The following is an 18,763-nucleotide window of genomic DNA, read 5'->3' on the forward strand; positions in this document are numbered from 1 at the left end:
GAAAATATTACCGTTCAGGTTTCAGTTGTCGTGAATAGTAGGTTATCATAAGCCGCTTTTACTATCATTATTAGAGTCCTTATGCCGATTATATCGAAATACACAGATGATCAAGTTGAAAACATCCTGGCTGAAGTAGGCGCTGTGCTCACTAAGCACAAAGCTTCACCTGAGCTTTCACTGATGATCGCTGGAAATATCGCAACCAATGTCTTAAATCAGAATGTTGCAGCTTCACAACGCAAAGGAATTGCTGAAAAATTTGCCGAGGCTTTAATTTCTTCTCTTGAAGACAAAAAGTCTCACTAAATTTGATTGACGGATAAAAGAACTATACATGGTAGACAGCGCAAACTCATATAGCGATCGTGTATCTCGACTGGTTGGTTGGGGTCATTGGTTTGCATTTTTCAACATCATTGCGGCGATGTTGATCGGTACTCGTTATATCACTCAATCTGCTTGGCCAGAAACCCTATTAGGTCAATTCTATTTGGCCGTATCTTGGGTTGGTCATTTTGGCTTTTTAGTCTTTGCTCTCTACCTGTTAGTGCTGTTCCCACTTACGTTCATTCTTCCGTCGAGGAAGTTATTACGTTTGGTTGCCGTTATCTTTGCAACCATAGGTTTAACTGTCCTACTGATTGATACCCAAACGTATCAAAATATAAACCTCCACCTGACACCTGTCGTGTGGGAGGTTTTATTCAGTGGAGAGGAGTCTGCATTTACCTCAGATTTGCAGCACCTCTTCATTATGATGCCGCTCATATTCTTATTACAGCTAGGTCTCTCTGAATGGGTTTGGCGTAAACAACGTAAACTGTCTCACAAACGCATTGGCCGACCGATCGCTGCCGTCTTCTTCTTATGTTTTATCAGCAGCCATTTGACCTACATGTGGGCTGATGCTTATTTCTATAATCCAGTTACCAATCAAAAGACCAATTTCCCACTGTCTTACCCTATGACAGCAAAAAGCTTTATGGAAAAACACGGCCTTTTAGATCGAGAAGAATATCTACAGCGTTTAGAGGAAAATAAAGAGTCCGTAAACTTAATCAGCTACCCACTAGAAAAGATCCAATACAACCGCCGCAGCGATGATCTCAACATCCTGATGGTAAGTGTAAACAACCTTCGTTCTGATGCGCTCAATGCCACAGCGATGCCAAATAGCTATGCCTATGCACAACAGTCGATCAACTTCACCAATCACTACAGTTCCAGTAACGATATGTTTGGTGTTTTCGGCTTGTTCTATGGTCTTCCAAGCAGCTACGCAAGCAGCATTGAAGCACAGGGATCTAGCTCAGTGTTATTCGATGTTTTAGATAATCACAATTATAAGTTTGCTGCTTTTAGTGGTGATAACTTCGACGATCCTCTTTACTCGGAAATTATTTTCCGCGGCCGTGATGTGATGTCAAAGAAAGCAACCTACGATGATCAAAGCGCGATTCAAGCATGGTCAGATTGGGTGCAGTCGTCAGGGAAAAAAGGCCCTTGGTTCAACTTTATTGAGCTTACAACACTCGATAACTTCTCAAATTACGATTCTGTTTCTGATTCGGCGTTGAGCACTGATCAGCGTTTAGCGGCTGATTATCAAAAGTCAGCGCAGGCAGCAGACAACCAATTGGCAACTCTCTACGCTGAACTAAAACGTCTAGAACTTAACGAGAATACCGTCGTCATCATTACGTCTAATCACGGTACTGAATTTAACGAAACGAAGACCAACAGTTGGGGCGCAAACTCTAACTACAGTCGCTACCAGTTACAAGTTCCTTTGTTTATCCATTGGCCTGGCAAGCCGGCTTCCAAATACACGCACCGTTCGAGTCACTTAGATGTGTCAGTCACACTGATGCAAGAACTGCTTGGGGTATCTTCAAATCCTACAGATTTCAGTAGCGGTCGCAGCCTATTTGATGAACGTACGCGGAAATGGATACTTGCAGGCAATTCACGTGAACTCGCACTTGTTACCGACAAGCAAACCACGGTGCTCGATAAGTTTGGTAACTATAAGCTGTATGATGAACACTATAAGCGACTAAAAGACGTTAGCCCTCGTTTACCGGTATTGATGCAAGGCCTAACAGAACTACAACGTTTCTACACAAAGAATGATTAAATAATCATCAAATAAAAAAGGGAAGCGAGTGGCTTCCCTTTTTTATTCTCGTAATCGGTTAGAAAACAAGCAAGTAAACAATATTATTATAATTAAGGGTTTACAAGGCACTCTCTCCCTTATATTATTCACGCCACTGGAGGGATGGCTGAGTGGTCGAAAGCACCGGTCTTGAAAACCGGCAACCGTTAATAGCGGTTCTAGGGTTCAAATCCCTATCCCTCCACCACATTAAAGAAAGCCGCTGAGAAATCAGCGGCTTTTTTGTATCTAAAGCCTCGAAAATCATCTTGCACAGAAAGGTAGCACAGATGTACTTATTGAGACTTCCAAATAGCGTATACCACACACGCATCGCCATCCCACTTTCACTGCGTAGCAGCGGGGCTTTGTTGCTTAATTCAGAGAGAAGACATGCCTGTCCCATCGTGCTTAATTCTTAAACGATATACTGAATTTCAGGCATACCTAGCCCTGTAAGCTTATTCAGCGCTTTGATCATAGCGTAAGTCTCGCCAACTTGAGCGTTGTAGTTTCTCAGGCTTAACCTCCCACCTAGCAACTGCTTCACGCGATACATGGCTGTTTCAGAGAGCGAACGCTTGTGATAACCATACCGCTTTTTCCACTTATTGTTGGAGCCGTAGAGCTTCTGACAACCTACTGCTAAATTACGAGGGTGTCCTTGCTCCCAGAAGGCTGCACCTTCTCGTGGCGGGATAAGCGGAACCGCTCGCTTGATCCGTATGACATCATGGCAATTCCTTGTGTCATAAGCGCCATCACCTGATATCTCAATGATTTTACGACGTGTCTGCTTGAGTAAGTTGGGGAGCACTTCGGCATCGGTTACGTTAGATAAGCTCAGCTCTGCTGCGACTATTTCGTGGGTGCTTGTATCTACTGCGATATGCAGCTTACGCCAGACTCTGCGCTTCCCATCACTACCATGCTTCTTGACTTTCCGTTCACCTTCACCATAAACCTTGAGGCCAGTGGCATCAATGGCCAGATGTTGTATTGCTCCTCTGGTTTTGGTTTTAAATGAAACTTCAACTTCTTTAGCTCGGCGGCTTATACAAGTGTAGTGCGGCAAACAAGTGGGATGTTAGCCAGCTTAAATACTGAGTCTAGAAAACCTTGCAGCGCTCTCAATGGCATAGAGAAAACGCGTTTCACCATCAATCCAAAAGGTCAGAGAACCACGGTTGATTGAGGCTTTATGTACTGCTTCCAGTTAGTTGTTTTGTAACGAGGTTTAGGCATGAGGCTACGACGATTGATGGGTGTAGCCGATCAGATCGTAGCTTCTTGATTTAGTTCCATTGATTTAAGCATATTGATGATAATATCCAGTCCATTGGCTGCTCTCGGCCTCCATTAATAGTAAATCAAGTCACCTCGATGAACGCTTACAAAGAATGTGACATATTGCACACATTGTGAAGAGCACGTTAATAAAGTGTATCATTTTGTTTCATTTTCATTTTACTATTTCTTTAGCAGAGAGATTGGATGCAAGGAGAATGATATTGTTTACGAATGAAACTAAAGAATTTGAACTCGTCGGAATAGGCTGTGGACCATCGAATTTGAGTGTAGCTTCACTGCTGCACAACAAACCTGAGATAACTAATATCTTTTTTGATCAGAAACCTAGCTTTGCATGGCACGATGGGATGATGCTGAAGAATACGAGTCTTCAAGTCTCAATGTTTAAAGATCTGGTTACCTTAGCTGACCCCACAAACAAATTTTCGTTTGTGTCATATTTGCATCATCATGGTCGATTGCTTCAATTTTTAAACTCAAAATTCGACCAAATATCCCGACTTGAGTTTGCAGATTATCTTAAGTGGGCTGCAGAAAATAACAGCAACGTTTGCTTCAATGAGAGCGTAAATAGCATCGATTTTAATGGAGAGCATTTCATCATCAATACGTCACGTAGGCGAGTTCTTGGAAAACATGTTGTTATTGGCGCGGGTATTACCCCTTACGTTCCCCAATTTGTAAGCGATCAATTAGATTGTGACACAAATTTCCATATTCACGAGTTTGCTAAACGGCAACGAAATTTCGACGGAAAGAAAGTAGTAGTTGTTGGCGGAGGGCAATCTGGTGCAGAGGCTGTACTTGAACTACTAAATCGAACTGGAAATAATGCCCCGCGCGAAATTATATGGTTATCGCGTCGAGAAAACTTCTTCCCTATAGATGATTCCCCATTTACTAACGATTTTTTTACCCCCTCTCATTCGAACCATTTCTTTGAACAAGATCCAGATTTCCGTAATAGTTTTCTTGAACGCAATGTACTTGCTAGTGACGGTATCTCAGAGCATACATTACGAGATATTTACCAACGTATTTACTTCATGCGATATATTGAGCGTTCTCCTGTGTGTATAAATCTTATGCCAAGCCAAGACGTAAATATGATTAATCGTAAAGGGAGTGAATGGAAGCTTAAAGTTAAACACTTATATAGCAATCATTCTGAATTCTTATCTAGCGATGTGATCATCTGGGCTACGGGATTCCAGTCAGCTCCAATGCCATTCCTGAGTCCGTTGGATAATCGAATAGAACGAACAGGAAATGAAGTACTAATCGATAAAGATTATTCAGCGATATGGGATGGGCCAAGGGACAGGAAAATATTTTTTCTAAATTCCGCACGCTCTCAACGTGGACTCGCTGAGCCTAATTTGAGTCTTACTGCGTGGAGAAGTCAAATCGTAGTAAATAAAATACTTGGCCGCCAGGCTAGCAGTGTGCCTATTGATGATGCATTTGTAAAATGGGCAGCACCTTCTTCTATAACTGCCATCAGTGACAATGCATATTAAGCAGATACGAATTAAAATTTATGCTATCAAGGAGTAGGATGTGATTAATTTATTTCAAAAAGATACTATAGTTGTTGTTGGTGGTTTTTCCAGTGGGAACCATATAGCTCCCCTTTTCAGTGGATTAGGTTTCAACTGTGTTCACGTTTGCACTGAGGAAAATAAAGAACATCCACTTCTAAAGCCAACTTTTAATCCTAGCAATTATTCAGAAAATTACGTGCTTACCTCTGAAGCTGAAGCAGATGACTTTGTAAGGAAAATGTCCCAGCATCGTGTTAGGGCTGTAATTGCCGGTTGTGAACCATGCGTCGAATTCGCAGATAAGCTGAGCGAAAAGTTTGATACACCCCGTAATGATTTTTCACTAAGTCAAGCTCGGAGAAGTAAATTCCGTATGCATGAGACCTTGCATAAGAATGGTTTAAAGTCTGCCAGGCAAATTCTGACATCAGATATCGACGAAATTACTAACTTCTATAAAATGATAGGAGGTCAGATTGTTCTGAAACCTGAAGCGAGCTCCAATACTGATGGTGTATTTTATTGCAATTCAGTACAACAGATCCCCGAAACTGTAGACAAAATATTAGGTGTAAAAAACTATTTAGGTATTGTTAACTCAAAGGTGTTGGTTCAGGAATATTTATTAGGGAAACAGTATCTAGTAAATACAGTATCTTCTAATGGTTACCACTATGTTTGTGATGCCTGGGTCGAAACTCGATACAACGACGAAGCTCCTTCAAACGATAGTCATGCCGATTTTGTCACCGTAAATTCGGATATTTATCATGAACTAGCTGATTACACGGAAAAAGTGCTAAATGCACTGGGTATTCGATATGGAGCTGCACACCTAGAACTTCGAATGACTGACGAAGGACCATGTCTAGTTGAAGTGGCTGCAAGAATGTCTGGAAATGTTGATTTTTCAGTGCTTTACGACGTAAACAGCTTGACACAATTGTCTCTTCTACCTGATGCACTTTTGGACACGGAATCATTTATAAAGCGTATTAACTGTGCGAATTCGAGTGAAAAATTCGCGAGAAAGGTCTACCTTTCATCTTCGGTTGAAGGTCATGTGTGGAATGATCCGAATTTGGAACTATTTCTAGATATCGATAGCGTAAGGAGTGTCAGTTTTAGAATTGGCAATAGTGATTATTTATATAAAACTGACCGATCTCAAGGCAAAGGTAGGCCGGGATATCTGTACATGGTTGCTAGCTCCCAAGAAAAAATCAAGTGTGATTATGATTTAGTGCGAAACAACGAAGTAATACTGTACAAAATGATGCTCCGACTATCAGAAATAGCACAGGAATAGACCTCTTAGTGCATGGTGTGGCGCATACTAAAATGTTGAGCCCCCAAATTATTCTTTCATTTTTGATAAGACTTTTTTGTTTTCATTCTGATTAGAGACTAATAAGTTAATTATGAAAATTACAAAAAAAATACCAGATTCATTTAAAACCAAAACAAATAAGATTAATACTCGAGATTTAGTTATCCCGCCTTCAGAAAAAACAAATATTCATAACCATCATGACCGAGAATATTGGTCCGTAAAAAGCGGTGAGGGAGTGCTATACTCTAATAATAAAAAAGTAAAGCTAACTTCAGGTGATTACATTGAATTTTCACCTTTTGAAGCCCATACGGTTGAAAATCTAGGTAACGAAGATTTTTGTTTCACATCCTACTGGTATGTTGACTGGGAGTCTCTTTTAGCAGTGTTCGATCAAGAACAACAATTTGACTCAAAGTTGATGATTGAAACGGCGTTCCCAACACCGAATGGACCTCTTCATTTAGGGCATCTTTCTGGAGCTTACTTGATATCGGACATCCAAAAGCGATGCTGCGAACTAATAGGTATTGAATACTTCTCATATTGTGGAACCTATGGTCATACTAACCACATAGACAAAACGGCTATTTGTCAAAAAGTCTCTTATGATAACCTTGTATCAAGAAGTGAAGAAGCTATTTTTACTGCTTTAGAACGGTTCCAAGTAAACTACAATTCCTTCTTACCTCACTTTCCTTCTTCTGAAGAGTTTCAGTACTCTAAAAATATGTTTCTCAACCTATTGAACGCATCTCCATTTCTTATTGAACGTGAGGTAGATCATCCGTATAGTGAAGCGTCCAAGGAATACGTCTGTGAGAGTTATGTGGCTGGCGGATGCCCTCAGTGCGGAGAAATAACTATTGGCATTGAGTGCGAAAATTGTGGTTTATATCAGGATGAATGTAATTTGATTGCGCCTTTCCACTCTGTAACAAAAGAAAACCTTGTCCTTAAGCCAGTAAATCGACTTTATATTAAGCTAGAAAAAGAAATATCAGATAAACTCTTAATACAAATGTATTGTAACAACAATGCAATGAGTCGTGTTTGCTATGATAATTATAATAAATACTTAGATAAAGGAAACTTAAAGTATATTCCTGTTTCCTCTCTACGAAAAAAAGGTGTACCTGTATATGGTGAACAGGTTCTTTCTGTAGTAATGGAACGCGCTTTACGTTCTTATCATGGTATATCTCAATATCCACGAGCAAATCGACACTTATTTTTCTGTGGATATGACAATATGTGTGGTAGTGGGATGCTACTTCCATATATCTTAAAAATTTTAGGTATACCTAATTCTCAATTACCTGTAGGAGTTATCAATAACTTCTGCTTACTCGAAAATAAAAAATTCTCTACCGGAGAAAATCATGCCATCTGGGCGAATGAGTTCCTAAGTTCGCACCCTTCAGACTTAGTCCGACTTTATCTTTCTTATATTCAATCACCTACAATAAATAGTAACTTCTGCCTTAAAGAATTATATAACTTATCAAACCAATTCGTTACATTGCTCATTACTATTTTTGAAGAGTGGAATAGATTAAATACGTATTACACCGGCATCGTTGAAGCCGGACCTTGGCTGAAACAAGATATTATATTTTATAAAGAGCTCAATAGTTCAATGTCCTTCTGCATCGACAATCTATTAAGTTACGCTTCAAAAGCCACCGTAAATCGTGTGATATACTTATTAAAGTCAATTAAAGATTATATTTTTGAAAGTGACAGCTACCGATATAATCAAAATTATCTCAGAACAAGGCTTGCACTTATTTCCTATGCATATCAGTGTCTGGCATTTTGCTTATATCCTTTGACACCTATAATATCTACTTGCATCTTAGATTGTTTAAATACAGATATCGCCAATTATCAATCACAGAAAAACGAGATTCCGGTTATAGAAGGTTTGGATTTTTCTAAACTTATAGAGGAATTAAGTAAAATAAAAGAGGATGTCCTGTAAAATGAAAAAACGTATAGGATTAATTGGCTGTGGTAATCTAGGTTACTCTATTGCATATTACATTGGAAAGCTTGGATTTGACGAATTATATGTACACGACCTTGGAAAGGAAAAAGCTTTAAAGCTTAAAAAGCAAATATCAGAAATTTTCCCGCTAATGCATGTTGAAGAAGGTATTAACAGTGAAAAGTTGGATGTGGTAATTCTATCACTCAGTGGCCCAGCAACTATCGACTTTGTCACTAACCCCAAAAACCACTCATTCTTTAATGGGAATAAAGTCTTCGTAAGTTTAGGCAGGCCGAACTATGATGATGAGGCAAGACACAGAAAACTTAACAGCTATCTCGTTGAAAATGGTATTACTTTATTATTTGGTTTTGGATTAGAACCCGGTCTCGTTGAGATACTAATGAATTATTTGGGATGGAAGCATCGAGAAGACGAATTAGAGAGCATATACGCTGTTTGTGGTGGTGTTCCGAAGCATCCGACTAATCCATTAAATTACGATTTACTTTTCGGTGATCGATTGCCAGCATTAAATCGTAGGGCTTTATTCAAGCTAAATAGTGAGTTAAGTCATTGTAATCGCTTTGACATAAGCGAAAAAAGATTTGTTGAGGGTGTTGGCATGCTTGAAGTATATCACGATGGGCTATCACCGTACCTCCTTTCTTCGCCTTATATTCAAAAGATCCCAAATATAAAGCAACAAACTGGTAGGTGGCCTGGATTTTTCAACTGCATGCAAGTCTTAATTAATTTAGGTTTGCTTGATGAAAATAAAACACTAGCTTGTGAAGCCACACCTAGTGACTTAACACATTCTATCCTCAAGCGTAGTGGCAATCTCAAGTATAATAAACCTGATATTAGTTTTGTAGAAGTTTCTTGCCAAGTGACCTCGGGAGAACATTCAATAATTAGTGTTATATCTTCGTTTGATGAAAAAATTAATCTGACAGGAATGGCACAGATGACAAGCTTCATGGCTACATGGACTGCATGGTTAGTTTCACATCAAACAGATGTTTGCGAACCTGGATTAATGTTAAGTCACGAATATATAAAAGGCGATAAGACTTGTGATTTACTTGAGTCATTTAATAAACACCTAAACTGCGTAGTCAGGTTTTCGTAAACAAACTACAATAGATACGCTAATGTCTAGAATACATAATATGTATATTTCAATTATCAATCTCTTCAGAGATGAATTAATTATCACCTTGAATTAGTAAAAGAATCAAGGAACACCTTTATTGATGACACCTTGAAATCATAAGTAAAAGGAAATGTATGACTTCAACTAAATATGTTCCACTTTCCAGTGAAAATTTGATTGTGGTAATAATCCTAACTTTTCTACTTTTTATTGGATTGTTGGGTACAGATATTCATCTTTCTGCGTTACCGGAGATGATGGACTTCATGAATACCAATCAGCAACTGATGCAATCTTCAATTTCAATTTTCCTATTAGGGGTAGGAGTAAGTTCTCTCATTTATGGTCCGTTAAGTGACAAATATGGTAGAAAACCAGTTATTATAGTAGGTCTTTTCATTGCAATTTTTGGCAACTTATGGGCTGTTACACTTTCTACTATAGAGCCATTTCTGATTGCTCGCTTTGTTCAAGGAGTTGGTTGCGGTGTTTGCATTGCGCTACCAAGAATCGTACTATCAGATATAGTACAAGGTGAACGTTATGCTATCACCAGCTCTTACATTACTTTGTTTACAGGTCTTTCCATAGTACTTGGTCCAGTTTTAGGGAGTTTCATCCAAAGCTGGTATGGATGGAAGGCCAACTTCATTGCTATGGCACTAATGATTTTTTTTATGCTAATAATGTATACTTGGCTTTGCCCAGAAACGAACAAATATAAGAATCAATCCATACAATTAGTTAATGTATTTGCAAATTACAGGTTAGTTTTACAGAATAAAATATTTTTTTCGGCTACGTTATTAGCGGGCATTGGCATGACCTGCTTTGTGATGTATACCAGTTCTAGTTCTTTTGTATTACAGGAGCAGTTTGGGTTATCTCCGACAGTCTATGGCTGGATGTCTGCTTTCGTTGGTTCAGGGTTGCTGATTAGTCGCTTTCTGCTGCCAAAGTTTATAAAGCGCTATGGTATGAACCAAATGATCCTCACAGGGTTGTTCATCCTGATAATCTGCGGTTCATCTTTGCTTATTTTTTCGAAACTTGGGTATTTAACTATTGCTTCCTTTCTTTTAAGCGTAGCAGGAATATTCTTCAGTTACACATTCATTGTTCTTTGCGCTTCCGCAATATCTATGACCCCATTCACAGACAAACGTGGCTCAGCTGGTGCGGTATATTCATGCTCACAAATGGCGTTAGCATTTGCGGTGAACTCGATAGTATCGTTGTTATCAGATAATGCTGTTGAAATACTAGGTGTCAGCTATATAGCTCTTCCTGTACTTGGCATATATCTCTTAAGGAAAATACAAAGTAAACAAGATCACATAATTTCAGGAGTTAGTTCCTCATGATTAATTATCGTCATAACTACCCTCTAGATCCACAAGATGTTGCTAGAGTCTTCGATTCATCTGGTATTATACGACCTAGCAATAATATTCCTCGTATAAAACGGATGTTAGATGGGGCCAATTTAACATTTTCGGCTTGGGATGAAGATACACTAATTGGTGTCTGTCGTGCACTAACAGACTTTAGCTACTGTTGTTATTTATCAGATCTTGCCGTAGACGCAAAGTACCAGGGAAAAGGTATTGGTAAGCATCTTATTAGCATGGTTCAAGAAGCTATTGGCGAAGAAGTGTCTTTAATATTACTTTCAGCTGCCGGAGCTATAAACTATTATCCACATATCGGTTTATCGAAAGCTGACAATGCATTTATTTTAAAGAGAAGCCGATAATTATTAGTTCTAACTAATAATTATTAATGGTATTTTTCTAAGGGAGGAGACTTGGTCAGTAATCCTCCCACTGCAACTGTACGCTCTTGTTTTTGTTGCTCTGTATCCGCCCCATGATCCCACGGGGCGATATTATTAGTGTTTGAAGGGCTTTGTTGCTTAATTCAGAGAGAAGACATGCCTGTCCCATCGTGCTTAATTCTTAAACGATATACTGAGTTTCAAGCATACCTAGCCCTGTAAGCTTATTCGGCGCTTTGATCATAGCGTAAGTCTCGCCAACTTGAGCGTTGTAGTTTCTCAGGCTTAACCTCCCACCTAGCAACTGCTTCACGCGATACATGGCTGTTTCAGAGAGCGAACGCTTGTGATAACCATACCGCTTTTTCCACTTCTTGTTAGAGCCGTAGAGCTTCTGACAACCTACTGCTAAATTACGAGGGTGTCCTTGCTCCCAGTCTCATAGCGGGATAAGCGGAACCGCTCGCTTGATCCGTATGGCATCATGGCAATTCCTTGTGTCATAAACGCCATCACCTGATATCTCAATGATTTTACGACATGTCTGCTTGAGTAAGTTGGGGAGCACTTCGGCATCGGTTACGTTAGATAAGCTCAGCTCTGCTGCGACTATTTCGTGGGTGCTTGTATCTACTGCGATATGCAGCTTACGCTAGACTCTGCGCTTCCCATCACTATCATGCTTCTTGACTTTCCGTTCACCTTCACCATAAACCTTGAGGCCAGTGGCATCAATGGCCAGATGTTTTATTGCTCCTCTGGTTTTGGTTTTAAATGAAACTTCAACTTCTTTAGCTCGGCAGCTTATAACAGGTGTAGTGCGGGCAAACAAGTGGGATGTTAGCCAGCTTAAATACTGGGTCTAGAAAACCTTGCAGCGATCTCAATGGCATAGAAAAAACGCGTTTCATCATCAGTGCGGTAGTAATGGCTAAGTCGCTGAATCGGCTAGATCTACCGCGCTTGCCTTGTTTGTTTTGCTTCCACTTGGCTATCGCTTCCTCATCAATCCAAAAAGTCAGAGAACCACGGTTGATTAAGGCTTTATTGTACTGCTTCCAGTTAGTTGTTTTGTAACGAGGTTTAGACATGAGGCTACGACGATTGATAGGTGTAGCCGATCAGATCGTAGCTTCTAGATTTAATTCCATTGATTTAAGCAACAAAGCCTAGGTCAAATTATAGTCACGATAACGGACAGGAATGTGTCCGATTTTTCTCAAGAGGTATCAGAGAACGCTTGTTGATGTATGAATTAAGAGTCTTTGTTCTCGAGGAGTACGTTTGTGATGAACTAAATTGCTGCTAAAAGAATTAAGTAGATAAGGAGTGGGATGAGTTATCAAGAAGTGAACATGAAGGAAGTTTGGGAATTGCCTGCGTAATCCTAAATGAAAATCGCCCGCTGTTGGGTTAGATTAGGATGAGGACAACTTATCTAAAGCCAATAAAGTAAACCACTAATCCAAAGAAGCTTCTGTCCAAAAGTGTGTCAGCACTCAGTTTTAGGGACAAAGTTAGTAACTTAACAATCGTATATATCTTGACGTCAAATGGTGAACCAAGATTTAATCTGTACAATACAAACGATTAAATTGATTTTATAACATAACGAAAAGCTATTATAAAGTAAGCATTTAATTTTTTTGTGTTTGGGTTCAAATCCCTCCACCACATTAAAGAAAGCCGGGTATTTTGAACTGACCCCCCAATAGTTGGACACCAATTATTGGGGGTCTTTTTATGTCCAAATATAGCCGTGAGCTAAAATGTATCATTGCTAAGCAATACTTAGATGGCACGTCATCTCTCTACTTAGCAAAACAATATTCAATTTCTTCAAGGCAGATACGGTATTGGGCTCAAGTCTTTGCTACCCATGGTACTGATTCATTTTACCAACTAAGCATGCCGCGACTGTTCAAACAAAACGAAAAGCATTGAATTTAATGTGGACGAATGAATGGTCTCTCACGCACACTAGCGCTGTATTAAACCTCTCATCCCCTGGGATACTCTCTGTCTGGCTCAAAAGATTTAATGAGCTCGGTATCAAAGGGCTCAAAATGCGCCGGAAAGGAAGACCCTCAATGAAACAGCAACCTCAACGTACCACTAAGCCTGATAATGAAATGACGCTTGAGGAGCTAAAAGAGGAGTTGGTCTACTTACGAACCGAGAATGCCGTTCTAAAAAAGTTGGAAGAGTTGGAGCAGGAAAAAAACCGTCGAACAAAGAAAAAGCGGTCATAGCTCTAACTCTTAAAGGCAAGTACCCGTTAAAGTACTTACTACACACTCTACAGCTGGCAAAAAGTGTCTTTTATTATCAGGCTCAAACGAGCAAGCGCCCAAATAGCTACGAACGTGAGCTGCGGTTGATAAAGTCAATTTATCATGAACATAAGGGACGATACGGCTACCGCCGTATTCACTTGGAACTAAAAAATCAGGGGTTCGTGCTTAATCACAAAACGGTTCAAAGGCTTATGGCTCAGCTCAACCTTAAGTCGACGGTCAGGATTCAAAAGTACCGTTCATACCGAGGAGAGTCTGGAACAGCTGATCCCAACGTGCTTGAAAGAGATTTTAGTGCGACTCAACCCGACGAAAAGTGGGTAACTGATGTCACGGAGTTCAAAGTCAAAGAGCAGAAAGTATACTTGTCTCCCGTTGTCGACTTGTTTACTCAGGAAGTGGTTGCTTATAGAGTGGCCAAAAATACCTGCTTGCCGCTTGTCACGGATATGCTGACGGAAGCCATATCAAAGCTTAAACCCAACTCAAAGCCAATTATACACAGCGATCAAGGTTGGCAATATCGCCATCGACAGTATCAGAAAAAGGTAGCGGAGAGTGGGTTAACGCAAAGCATGTCGAGAAAAGGGAACTGCTTGGATAATGCTGTTGCTGAAAACTTTTTTGCTTTACTCAAAACCGAGATGTATCACAACCAAAACTTTGAAGACGCAGATGCTCTGATAGAGCAAATTAAAGAATACATAGAGTACTACAATACCAAACGTATAAAAGTGAAACTAAAAGGCCTGACTCCGATAGAATATCGAACTCAGGCCTTGAAAGCCGCTTGACAGAAATGTCCAACTTTACGGAGTCACTTCAGAAATCAGCGGCTTTTTTGCATCTGGTGATCACACAAGCTCATCGTTCAACGGCTGACAGCAAATGCCGCTTTCAACAGCTGCATATGAATCGGCACCAAATCTTGATGTTGAGTTCGATACCCGCCACCGACTACGCATGCCATCGGAATAGACTCTGATTTCGCTAATTCAATCATCAAACAGTCACGTTCAAATATCCCTTGTGTCGAGACATTCAAATAGCCCAGTTCATCGTCTTGATGGATATCGACCCCCGCATCATAAATAATCAGATCAGGTTGCTGGTGAGCAATCGCTAACTTAATGACTTGCTCAAAACAACGTAAGAACTCTTCATCTTCTGTTTCACGACTTAATGGCACATCGAAATCAGAGAGTGGTTTGCGTGCTGGGAAGTTTTTGTCGCAGTGAAACGACAGAGTAATGATGTCGTCGATCTCTTGGCAAAGAGTTGCTGTGCCATCACCATGATGAACGTCGCTATCGACGATCAACACTCTATCGATATGTTCAAAGGTCAGCGCGTGTTTTGCCGCTAAAACCAGATCGTTCAACAAACAAAAGCCACTGCCAAAATCATGATGCGCGTGATGATAACCACCACTCAAATGAATTGCTAACCCACGCTCTATTGCCATTTCAGCGGCCAAGCAGGTTCCACCACTGGAGTAGAGTGTTCTTTCGATAAGTTGCTCGCTCCACGGGAACCCGATACGTCTCATCTTTGCCGCAGGTAAATGCCCAGACACAAGTAAATCGACATATTCACTATCGTGAACCTGTTTGACTTGTTCAACCGAAACTGGCGTTGGTTCGAAAACTTCAAACTTGCTCTTCCATTGAGGCTCACTATCCATTAATGCCTCTACTGCACGATGTAACAACTGATATTTGTTGATTGGGTAGCGGTGGCCTTCTGGTAAAGACAACTGTGAATAGATTGAGTGGTAAATTAAAGGGATCATAATCAGGTTAATTGCGCATCTTTCTCAAAATCATAACAGTCTCAGACTTGGCGACAACCTTAATTAACAATGACTATTATCATTGGTATCAGGGATTATCAGGAGCGAAAGCGAACAACGAACGTAGCTCCTCTGAGTGATCTGTGACTCTATGCCAACAGTAATGATTTTTATAAGAATATTTAACGACCATCGATGGTGTGTTGGTTTTAACGAGTCAAGCCAGCAAAGTGAACTGATTGAACAGAGAAGGAATCACCATGATCGAAATGTCTATGCCTGAAGCGAACCGCGGCATTCAATTAGAGATAACTGACAAGATACACGAGTAAGCGACATATGAACCCTCACCTTCTGCCAAACTTATTGCTGCGCTCACCTCTGGTTTTAATCATCTTGGGGCTCGTCGGCTGTTTTGGTGAAGGACCCAAAGAGTTATTCGATGACTATCATACTAAGATAGCCAACGTGCAAGATGCTGACGAGATACAGGAAGACAGGGCGTTTGAAAGCCTACCGAGAAAACGAGAACTGTTGCTGGACGTGCCCTCGCTGTCTATTGGGCTCATCGACAGCTACCAACTTCGTCAGTGTGGATTGTTCAACCTGATTGCTGAAAGAAATTCTATTCTTGGAAAGGTCGCGGACGAGTTTCGTAATTACGATTATCAAGTTGCCCTGCTCAAAGGTGTTGGTCAGTGTTTATCTGATCATGAATTAGACCGAGAGATCTTAGAGCTTCTGAAAGAGATCGAGCAGCAGAAGCTCGCACAGTTTCCACTGCATCAATGGAATCTCATCTATGCCAGTGATGCGATGCAGTCACAAATGCGGGGGAGTCAGTGGTTACACGCTGATCTCGGTAATCAGGTACAACAAACCCGTGGGGCCTTAGAGCATATTAATCAAGCATTAAACGCACCGCTCGTGTCCGGTGAGACCACTAAAGTTCAAGAAATATTAGAGAGGAGTTCGACTCTCGGGGATTTGTACTACTCGCTCACACGAGCTTCGGCGGAACTTGATACCATCACCAAACAGCTGACAACTTTTGATGACAATATCATTTGTGGCAAGCAACGGGACACCACTAAGTTTCGTTATCTCAACAATGTGTTCGAGCAACAATACATAGGTAAGGTTCAGCCTTACATGGCGCAACTGGATGGCTACTATCAGCAGTTAGCCCCGCAACTCGGAATGTTTGACGCGCAACCTGATCTGCACAGTTATTACTTTCCCATTCAAGATGCACACCAAGCCTTTCGATCATCAACTCGTCGCCATGTGGATTATTGGCAGCAGCTGTTTAAACGTTGTGGTCGTAAAGTCGGACGTTAATATCGATTCCCAATATCGCTAGTAAACAGCGGTTTGCTCACAGTTTTAGCTCTTGGTGCCCTTCTTAGCGTAAGTCCCTTTAGCATAAGACTTCTTCGTACCACCACCTTTACGACGTTTAAAAGCCGGTCTTTCGACTTTAGGAAGATGGCGCAGAGACTCAGGAACTTCGCCTGTTTTGACCTTGCCCATCAAACCATCAATCTTGCTTTCTAACGCTTGCATGAAAGGCTGATACGCTTGATTTCGTTCTGCCATGCCTTGCAGCTGGTGCTCCCAATGTGCCGTCATGTCTGGGAAGGTCGAATCCTCAGGTAAGGCATGAATCAAGCCTCTGCCCGCAGGGCTACTGTGAATGCTCTTACCTTGGCGCGTTAGCAGTTGTCTTTTGAAAAGGGTATCGAGAATGCCTGCACGGGTTGCTTCTGTGCCAAGGCCGTCGGTCTCTTTCAAAATCGCTTTAAGGTCTTTGTTCGCGACAAAACGTGCGATACCTGTCATCGCTTGAAGCAATGTCGCTTCCGTGAAATGTTTTGGTGGCTCTGTTTTCTTATCACCAATCACGCCTTCACGACAGGTCAGCACCGTACCTTTATCCAATGGGGGAACCGTGTCCGTGCCATCACCTTTTTCTTCGGTGTCTGTTTTGCCCATCAACACCTTCCAACCGGGGTTGATAAGCTGACGCCCTTTTGCAATGAACACGCCACCAGCGATATCAAAAACCAGCTTAGCATCCGCAAAAACCGCAGGTGGGTAGAACTGCATCAGATACTGGCGAGCAATTTGCTGATAGATTTTCATCTCATTGGCAGACAGGCCATTCACTGATGACTTCTTCGATGTTGGGATGATTGCGTGGTGAGCATCGACCTTGCTGTCGTTCCATGCTTTTGATTTCAGAGAAAGATCCGCACCTTGAGCACCACTTTGTAGCTCTTTCGCATTGTTGGCGATAGCGCCTACTATCGATTCCCGCTGCGAGTAGTGCTCTTTAGGTAGATAGCGGCTGTCAGAACGTGGGTAAGTGATGAGTTTGTGCTTCTCGTACAACGACTGACACGTATCTAACACCTGCTGAGCACTCATACCAAAACGCTTAGACGCATCAATCTGCAAAGCAGACAACGAGTAAGGCAGTGGCGCTGCTTGTTTGCTTTGCTTCTGCTCTGATTCCGTCACCGTCGCGGGTTGATTCGCAATTCGGTTAGCCACATTCTCAACCAGCTTGCGATTGAGCACGCGCCCTTCTTCATCTTGCCACGGTTTACATGCTTCGCTTGGTTTCCAACGCGCACGAATATCAAAGCTCTGGCCGTTATTTTGGTAAGGGATCAGCGCATGCAGCGTGAAGTAATCTTTGGGAATGAAATTCTCAATTTCTTCATCACGTCTTACAACCAAACCAAGCACCGGCGTTTGCACTCGACCAACCGACAATACGCCTTGGTAACCGGCTTTTTGACCAAGCAAAGTATAAGCACGAGTCATGTTCATGCCGTACAGCCAATCGGCTCTAGAGCGTGCTAATGCAGAAATAGAGAGTGGAATAAAGTCGCGGTTACTGCGCATTTGAGAGAGCGCACGTTTTACGGCAGGTAAGTTCAGGTCGCTGATCAATAGCCTGTCCATCGACTCTTTTTTGGCCTTAGAGACCTTGCAATAATCAATGACTTCATCAACCAGTAACTGCCCTTCTCTGTCTGGGTCGCCTGCATGGACAATTTGGGTCGCGTCCTTCAATAGCTTTCGGATCACCGTGAGCTGTTTGCTTGAAGCTTTACGCGGTCTCAGCTGCCATTGCTCTGGCACAATAGGAAGATCGGCTAAGTTCCACTTTTTATAACGGTTATCATAAGCATCCGGTTCAACCTGTTCCAATAAGTGTCCAACACACCAAGTCACCACATCCCCATTACCACATTTGATAAACCCTTGGTCTTTCTTCTGTGGATTCGGTAGTGCAGCGGCAATCGCGCGGCCGAGGCTTGGTTTTTCAGCAATAATAAGGCGAGACATGTTTTTCCAGATGCTACAAACAATGAGGGCCACATT

Annotated in this window: 12 protein-coding genes, 1 tRNA gene and 3 pseudogenes; 12 read left to right on the top strand and 4 right to left on the bottom strand. The window is 41.4% G+C overall.

Annotated features, from left to right (window positions below):
• Nucleotides 1-81 precede the first annotated feature (81 nt).
• The 3 genes from OCU36_RS09040 to OCU36_RS09050 all read left to right on the top strand — a co-directional run bounded on the left by OCU36_RS09040 (nucleotide 82) and on the right by OCU36_RS09050 (nucleotide 2,369).
• Nucleotides 82-309, top strand: a complete 228-nt coding sequence (locus tag OCU36_RS09040) for a YejL family protein (RefSeq protein WP_261837706.1) — start codon at nucleotides 82-84, stop codon at nucleotides 307-309.
• A 28-nt stretch (nucleotides 310-337) separates the two neighbouring features.
• Nucleotides 338-2,140, top strand: a complete 1,803-nt coding sequence (locus OCU36_RS09045) for a DUF3413 domain-containing protein (RefSeq protein WP_261837707.1) — start codon at nucleotides 338-340, stop codon at nucleotides 2,138-2,140.
• Nucleotides 2,141-2,278: 138 nt separating this feature from the next.
• Nucleotides 2,279-2,369 (top strand) — tRNA-Ser (locus OCU36_RS09050).
• A 210-nt stretch (nucleotides 2,370-2,579) separates the two neighbouring features.
• Here the strand turns inward: OCU36_RS09050 and OCU36_RS09055 are convergent.
• Nucleotides 2,580-3,406, bottom strand: a pseudogene (locus tag OCU36_RS09055) (IS5 family transposase).
• 266 nt (nucleotides 3,407-3,672) lie between these two features.
• Here OCU36_RS09055 and OCU36_RS09060 point away from each other — a divergent pair.
• The 6 genes from OCU36_RS09060 to OCU36_RS09085 all read left to right on the top strand — a co-directional run bounded on the left by OCU36_RS09060 (nucleotide 3,673) and on the right by OCU36_RS09085 (nucleotide 11,257).
• Entirely contained in the window at nucleotides 3,673-4,992 is a 1,320-nt protein-coding gene (locus tag OCU36_RS09060) for a lysine N(6)-hydroxylase/L-ornithine N(5)-oxygenase family protein (protein ID WP_261837708.1), read from the top strand.
• Between the two features lie 40 nt (nucleotides 4,993-5,032).
• On the top strand, nucleotides 5,033-6,325 hold the full coding sequence (locus tag OCU36_RS09065) for an ATP-grasp domain-containing protein (RefSeq protein ID WP_261837709.1): 1,293 nt from the start codon (nucleotides 5,033-5,035) through the stop codon (nucleotides 6,323-6,325).
• A 112-nt stretch (nucleotides 6,326-6,437) separates the two neighbouring features.
• The gene (locus tag OCU36_RS09070; protein WP_261837710.1) at nucleotides 6,438-8,333 is read left to right on the top strand and encodes a class I tRNA ligase family protein; all 1,896 of its coding nucleotides are present in this window, start codon (nucleotides 6,438-6,440) and stop codon (nucleotides 8,331-8,333) included.
• 1 nt (nucleotide 8,334) lies between these two features.
• Nucleotides 8,335-9,477, top strand: a complete 1,143-nt coding sequence (locus OCU36_RS09075) for a saccharopine dehydrogenase C-terminal domain-containing protein (RefSeq protein ID WP_261837711.1) — start codon at nucleotides 8,335-8,337, stop codon at nucleotides 9,475-9,477.
• Between the two features lie 158 nt (nucleotides 9,478-9,635).
• Nucleotides 9,636-10,865, top strand: a complete 1,230-nt coding sequence (locus OCU36_RS09080) for a multidrug effflux MFS transporter (RefSeq protein WP_261837712.1) — start codon at nucleotides 9,636-9,638, stop codon at nucleotides 10,863-10,865.
• On the top strand, nucleotides 10,862-11,257 hold the full coding sequence (locus OCU36_RS09085) for a GNAT family N-acetyltransferase (protein ID WP_261837713.1): 396 nt from the start codon (nucleotides 10,862-10,864) through the stop codon (nucleotides 11,255-11,257). The genes OCU36_RS09080 and OCU36_RS09085 overlap by 4 nt, the downstream gene beginning before the upstream one ends.
• 202 nt (nucleotides 11,258-11,459) lie before the next feature.
• Here OCU36_RS09085 and OCU36_RS09090 read toward each other — a convergent pair.
• Nucleotides 11,460-12,369: pseudogene (locus OCU36_RS09090) on the bottom strand (IS5 family transposase).
• 652 nt (nucleotides 12,370-13,021) lie between these two features.
• On the opposite strand from OCU36_RS09090, the pseudogene OCU36_RS20040 reads away from it, so the two are divergent.
• Nucleotides 13,022-13,530: pseudogene (locus tag OCU36_RS20040) on the top strand (helix-turn-helix domain-containing protein).
• A complete protein-coding gene (locus tag OCU36_RS09105) occupies nucleotides 13,527-14,369 on the top strand; it encodes an IS3 family transposase (protein WP_261839717.1) in 843 nt (280 codons plus the stop codon). Before OCU36_RS20040 ends, OCU36_RS09105 begins: the two are co-directional and overlap by 4 nt.
• A gap of 77 nt (nucleotides 14,370-14,446) precedes the next feature.
• On the opposite strand, the gene OCU36_RS09110 is transcribed toward OCU36_RS09105, so the two are convergent.
• Entirely contained in the window at nucleotides 14,447-15,367 is a 921-nt protein-coding gene (locus tag OCU36_RS09110) for a histone deacetylase family protein (protein ID WP_261837714.1), read from the bottom strand.
• A gap of 339 nt (nucleotides 15,368-15,706) precedes the next feature.
• Between OCU36_RS09110 and OCU36_RS09115 the strand changes: the two genes are divergently transcribed.
• A complete protein-coding gene (locus tag OCU36_RS09115; protein ID WP_261837715.1) occupies nucleotides 15,707-16,708 on the top strand; it encodes a DUF3080 domain-containing protein in 1,002 nt (333 codons plus the stop codon).
• Nucleotides 16,709-16,753: 45 nt separating this feature from the next.
• On the opposite strand, the gene OCU36_RS09120 is transcribed toward OCU36_RS09115, so the two are convergent.
• Nucleotides 16,754-18,727, bottom strand: a complete 1,974-nt coding sequence (locus tag OCU36_RS09120) for a DNA topoisomerase III (RefSeq protein ID WP_261837716.1) — start codon at nucleotides 18,725-18,727, stop codon at nucleotides 16,754-16,756.
• Between the last annotated feature and the right edge of the window lie 36 nt (nucleotides 18,728-18,763).

The organism is Vibrio artabrorum (assembly GCF_024347295.1).
In the GTDB taxonomy this organism is placed as follows: Bacteria; Pseudomonadota; Gammaproteobacteria; order Enterobacterales; family Vibrionaceae; genus Vibrio; species Vibrio artabrorum.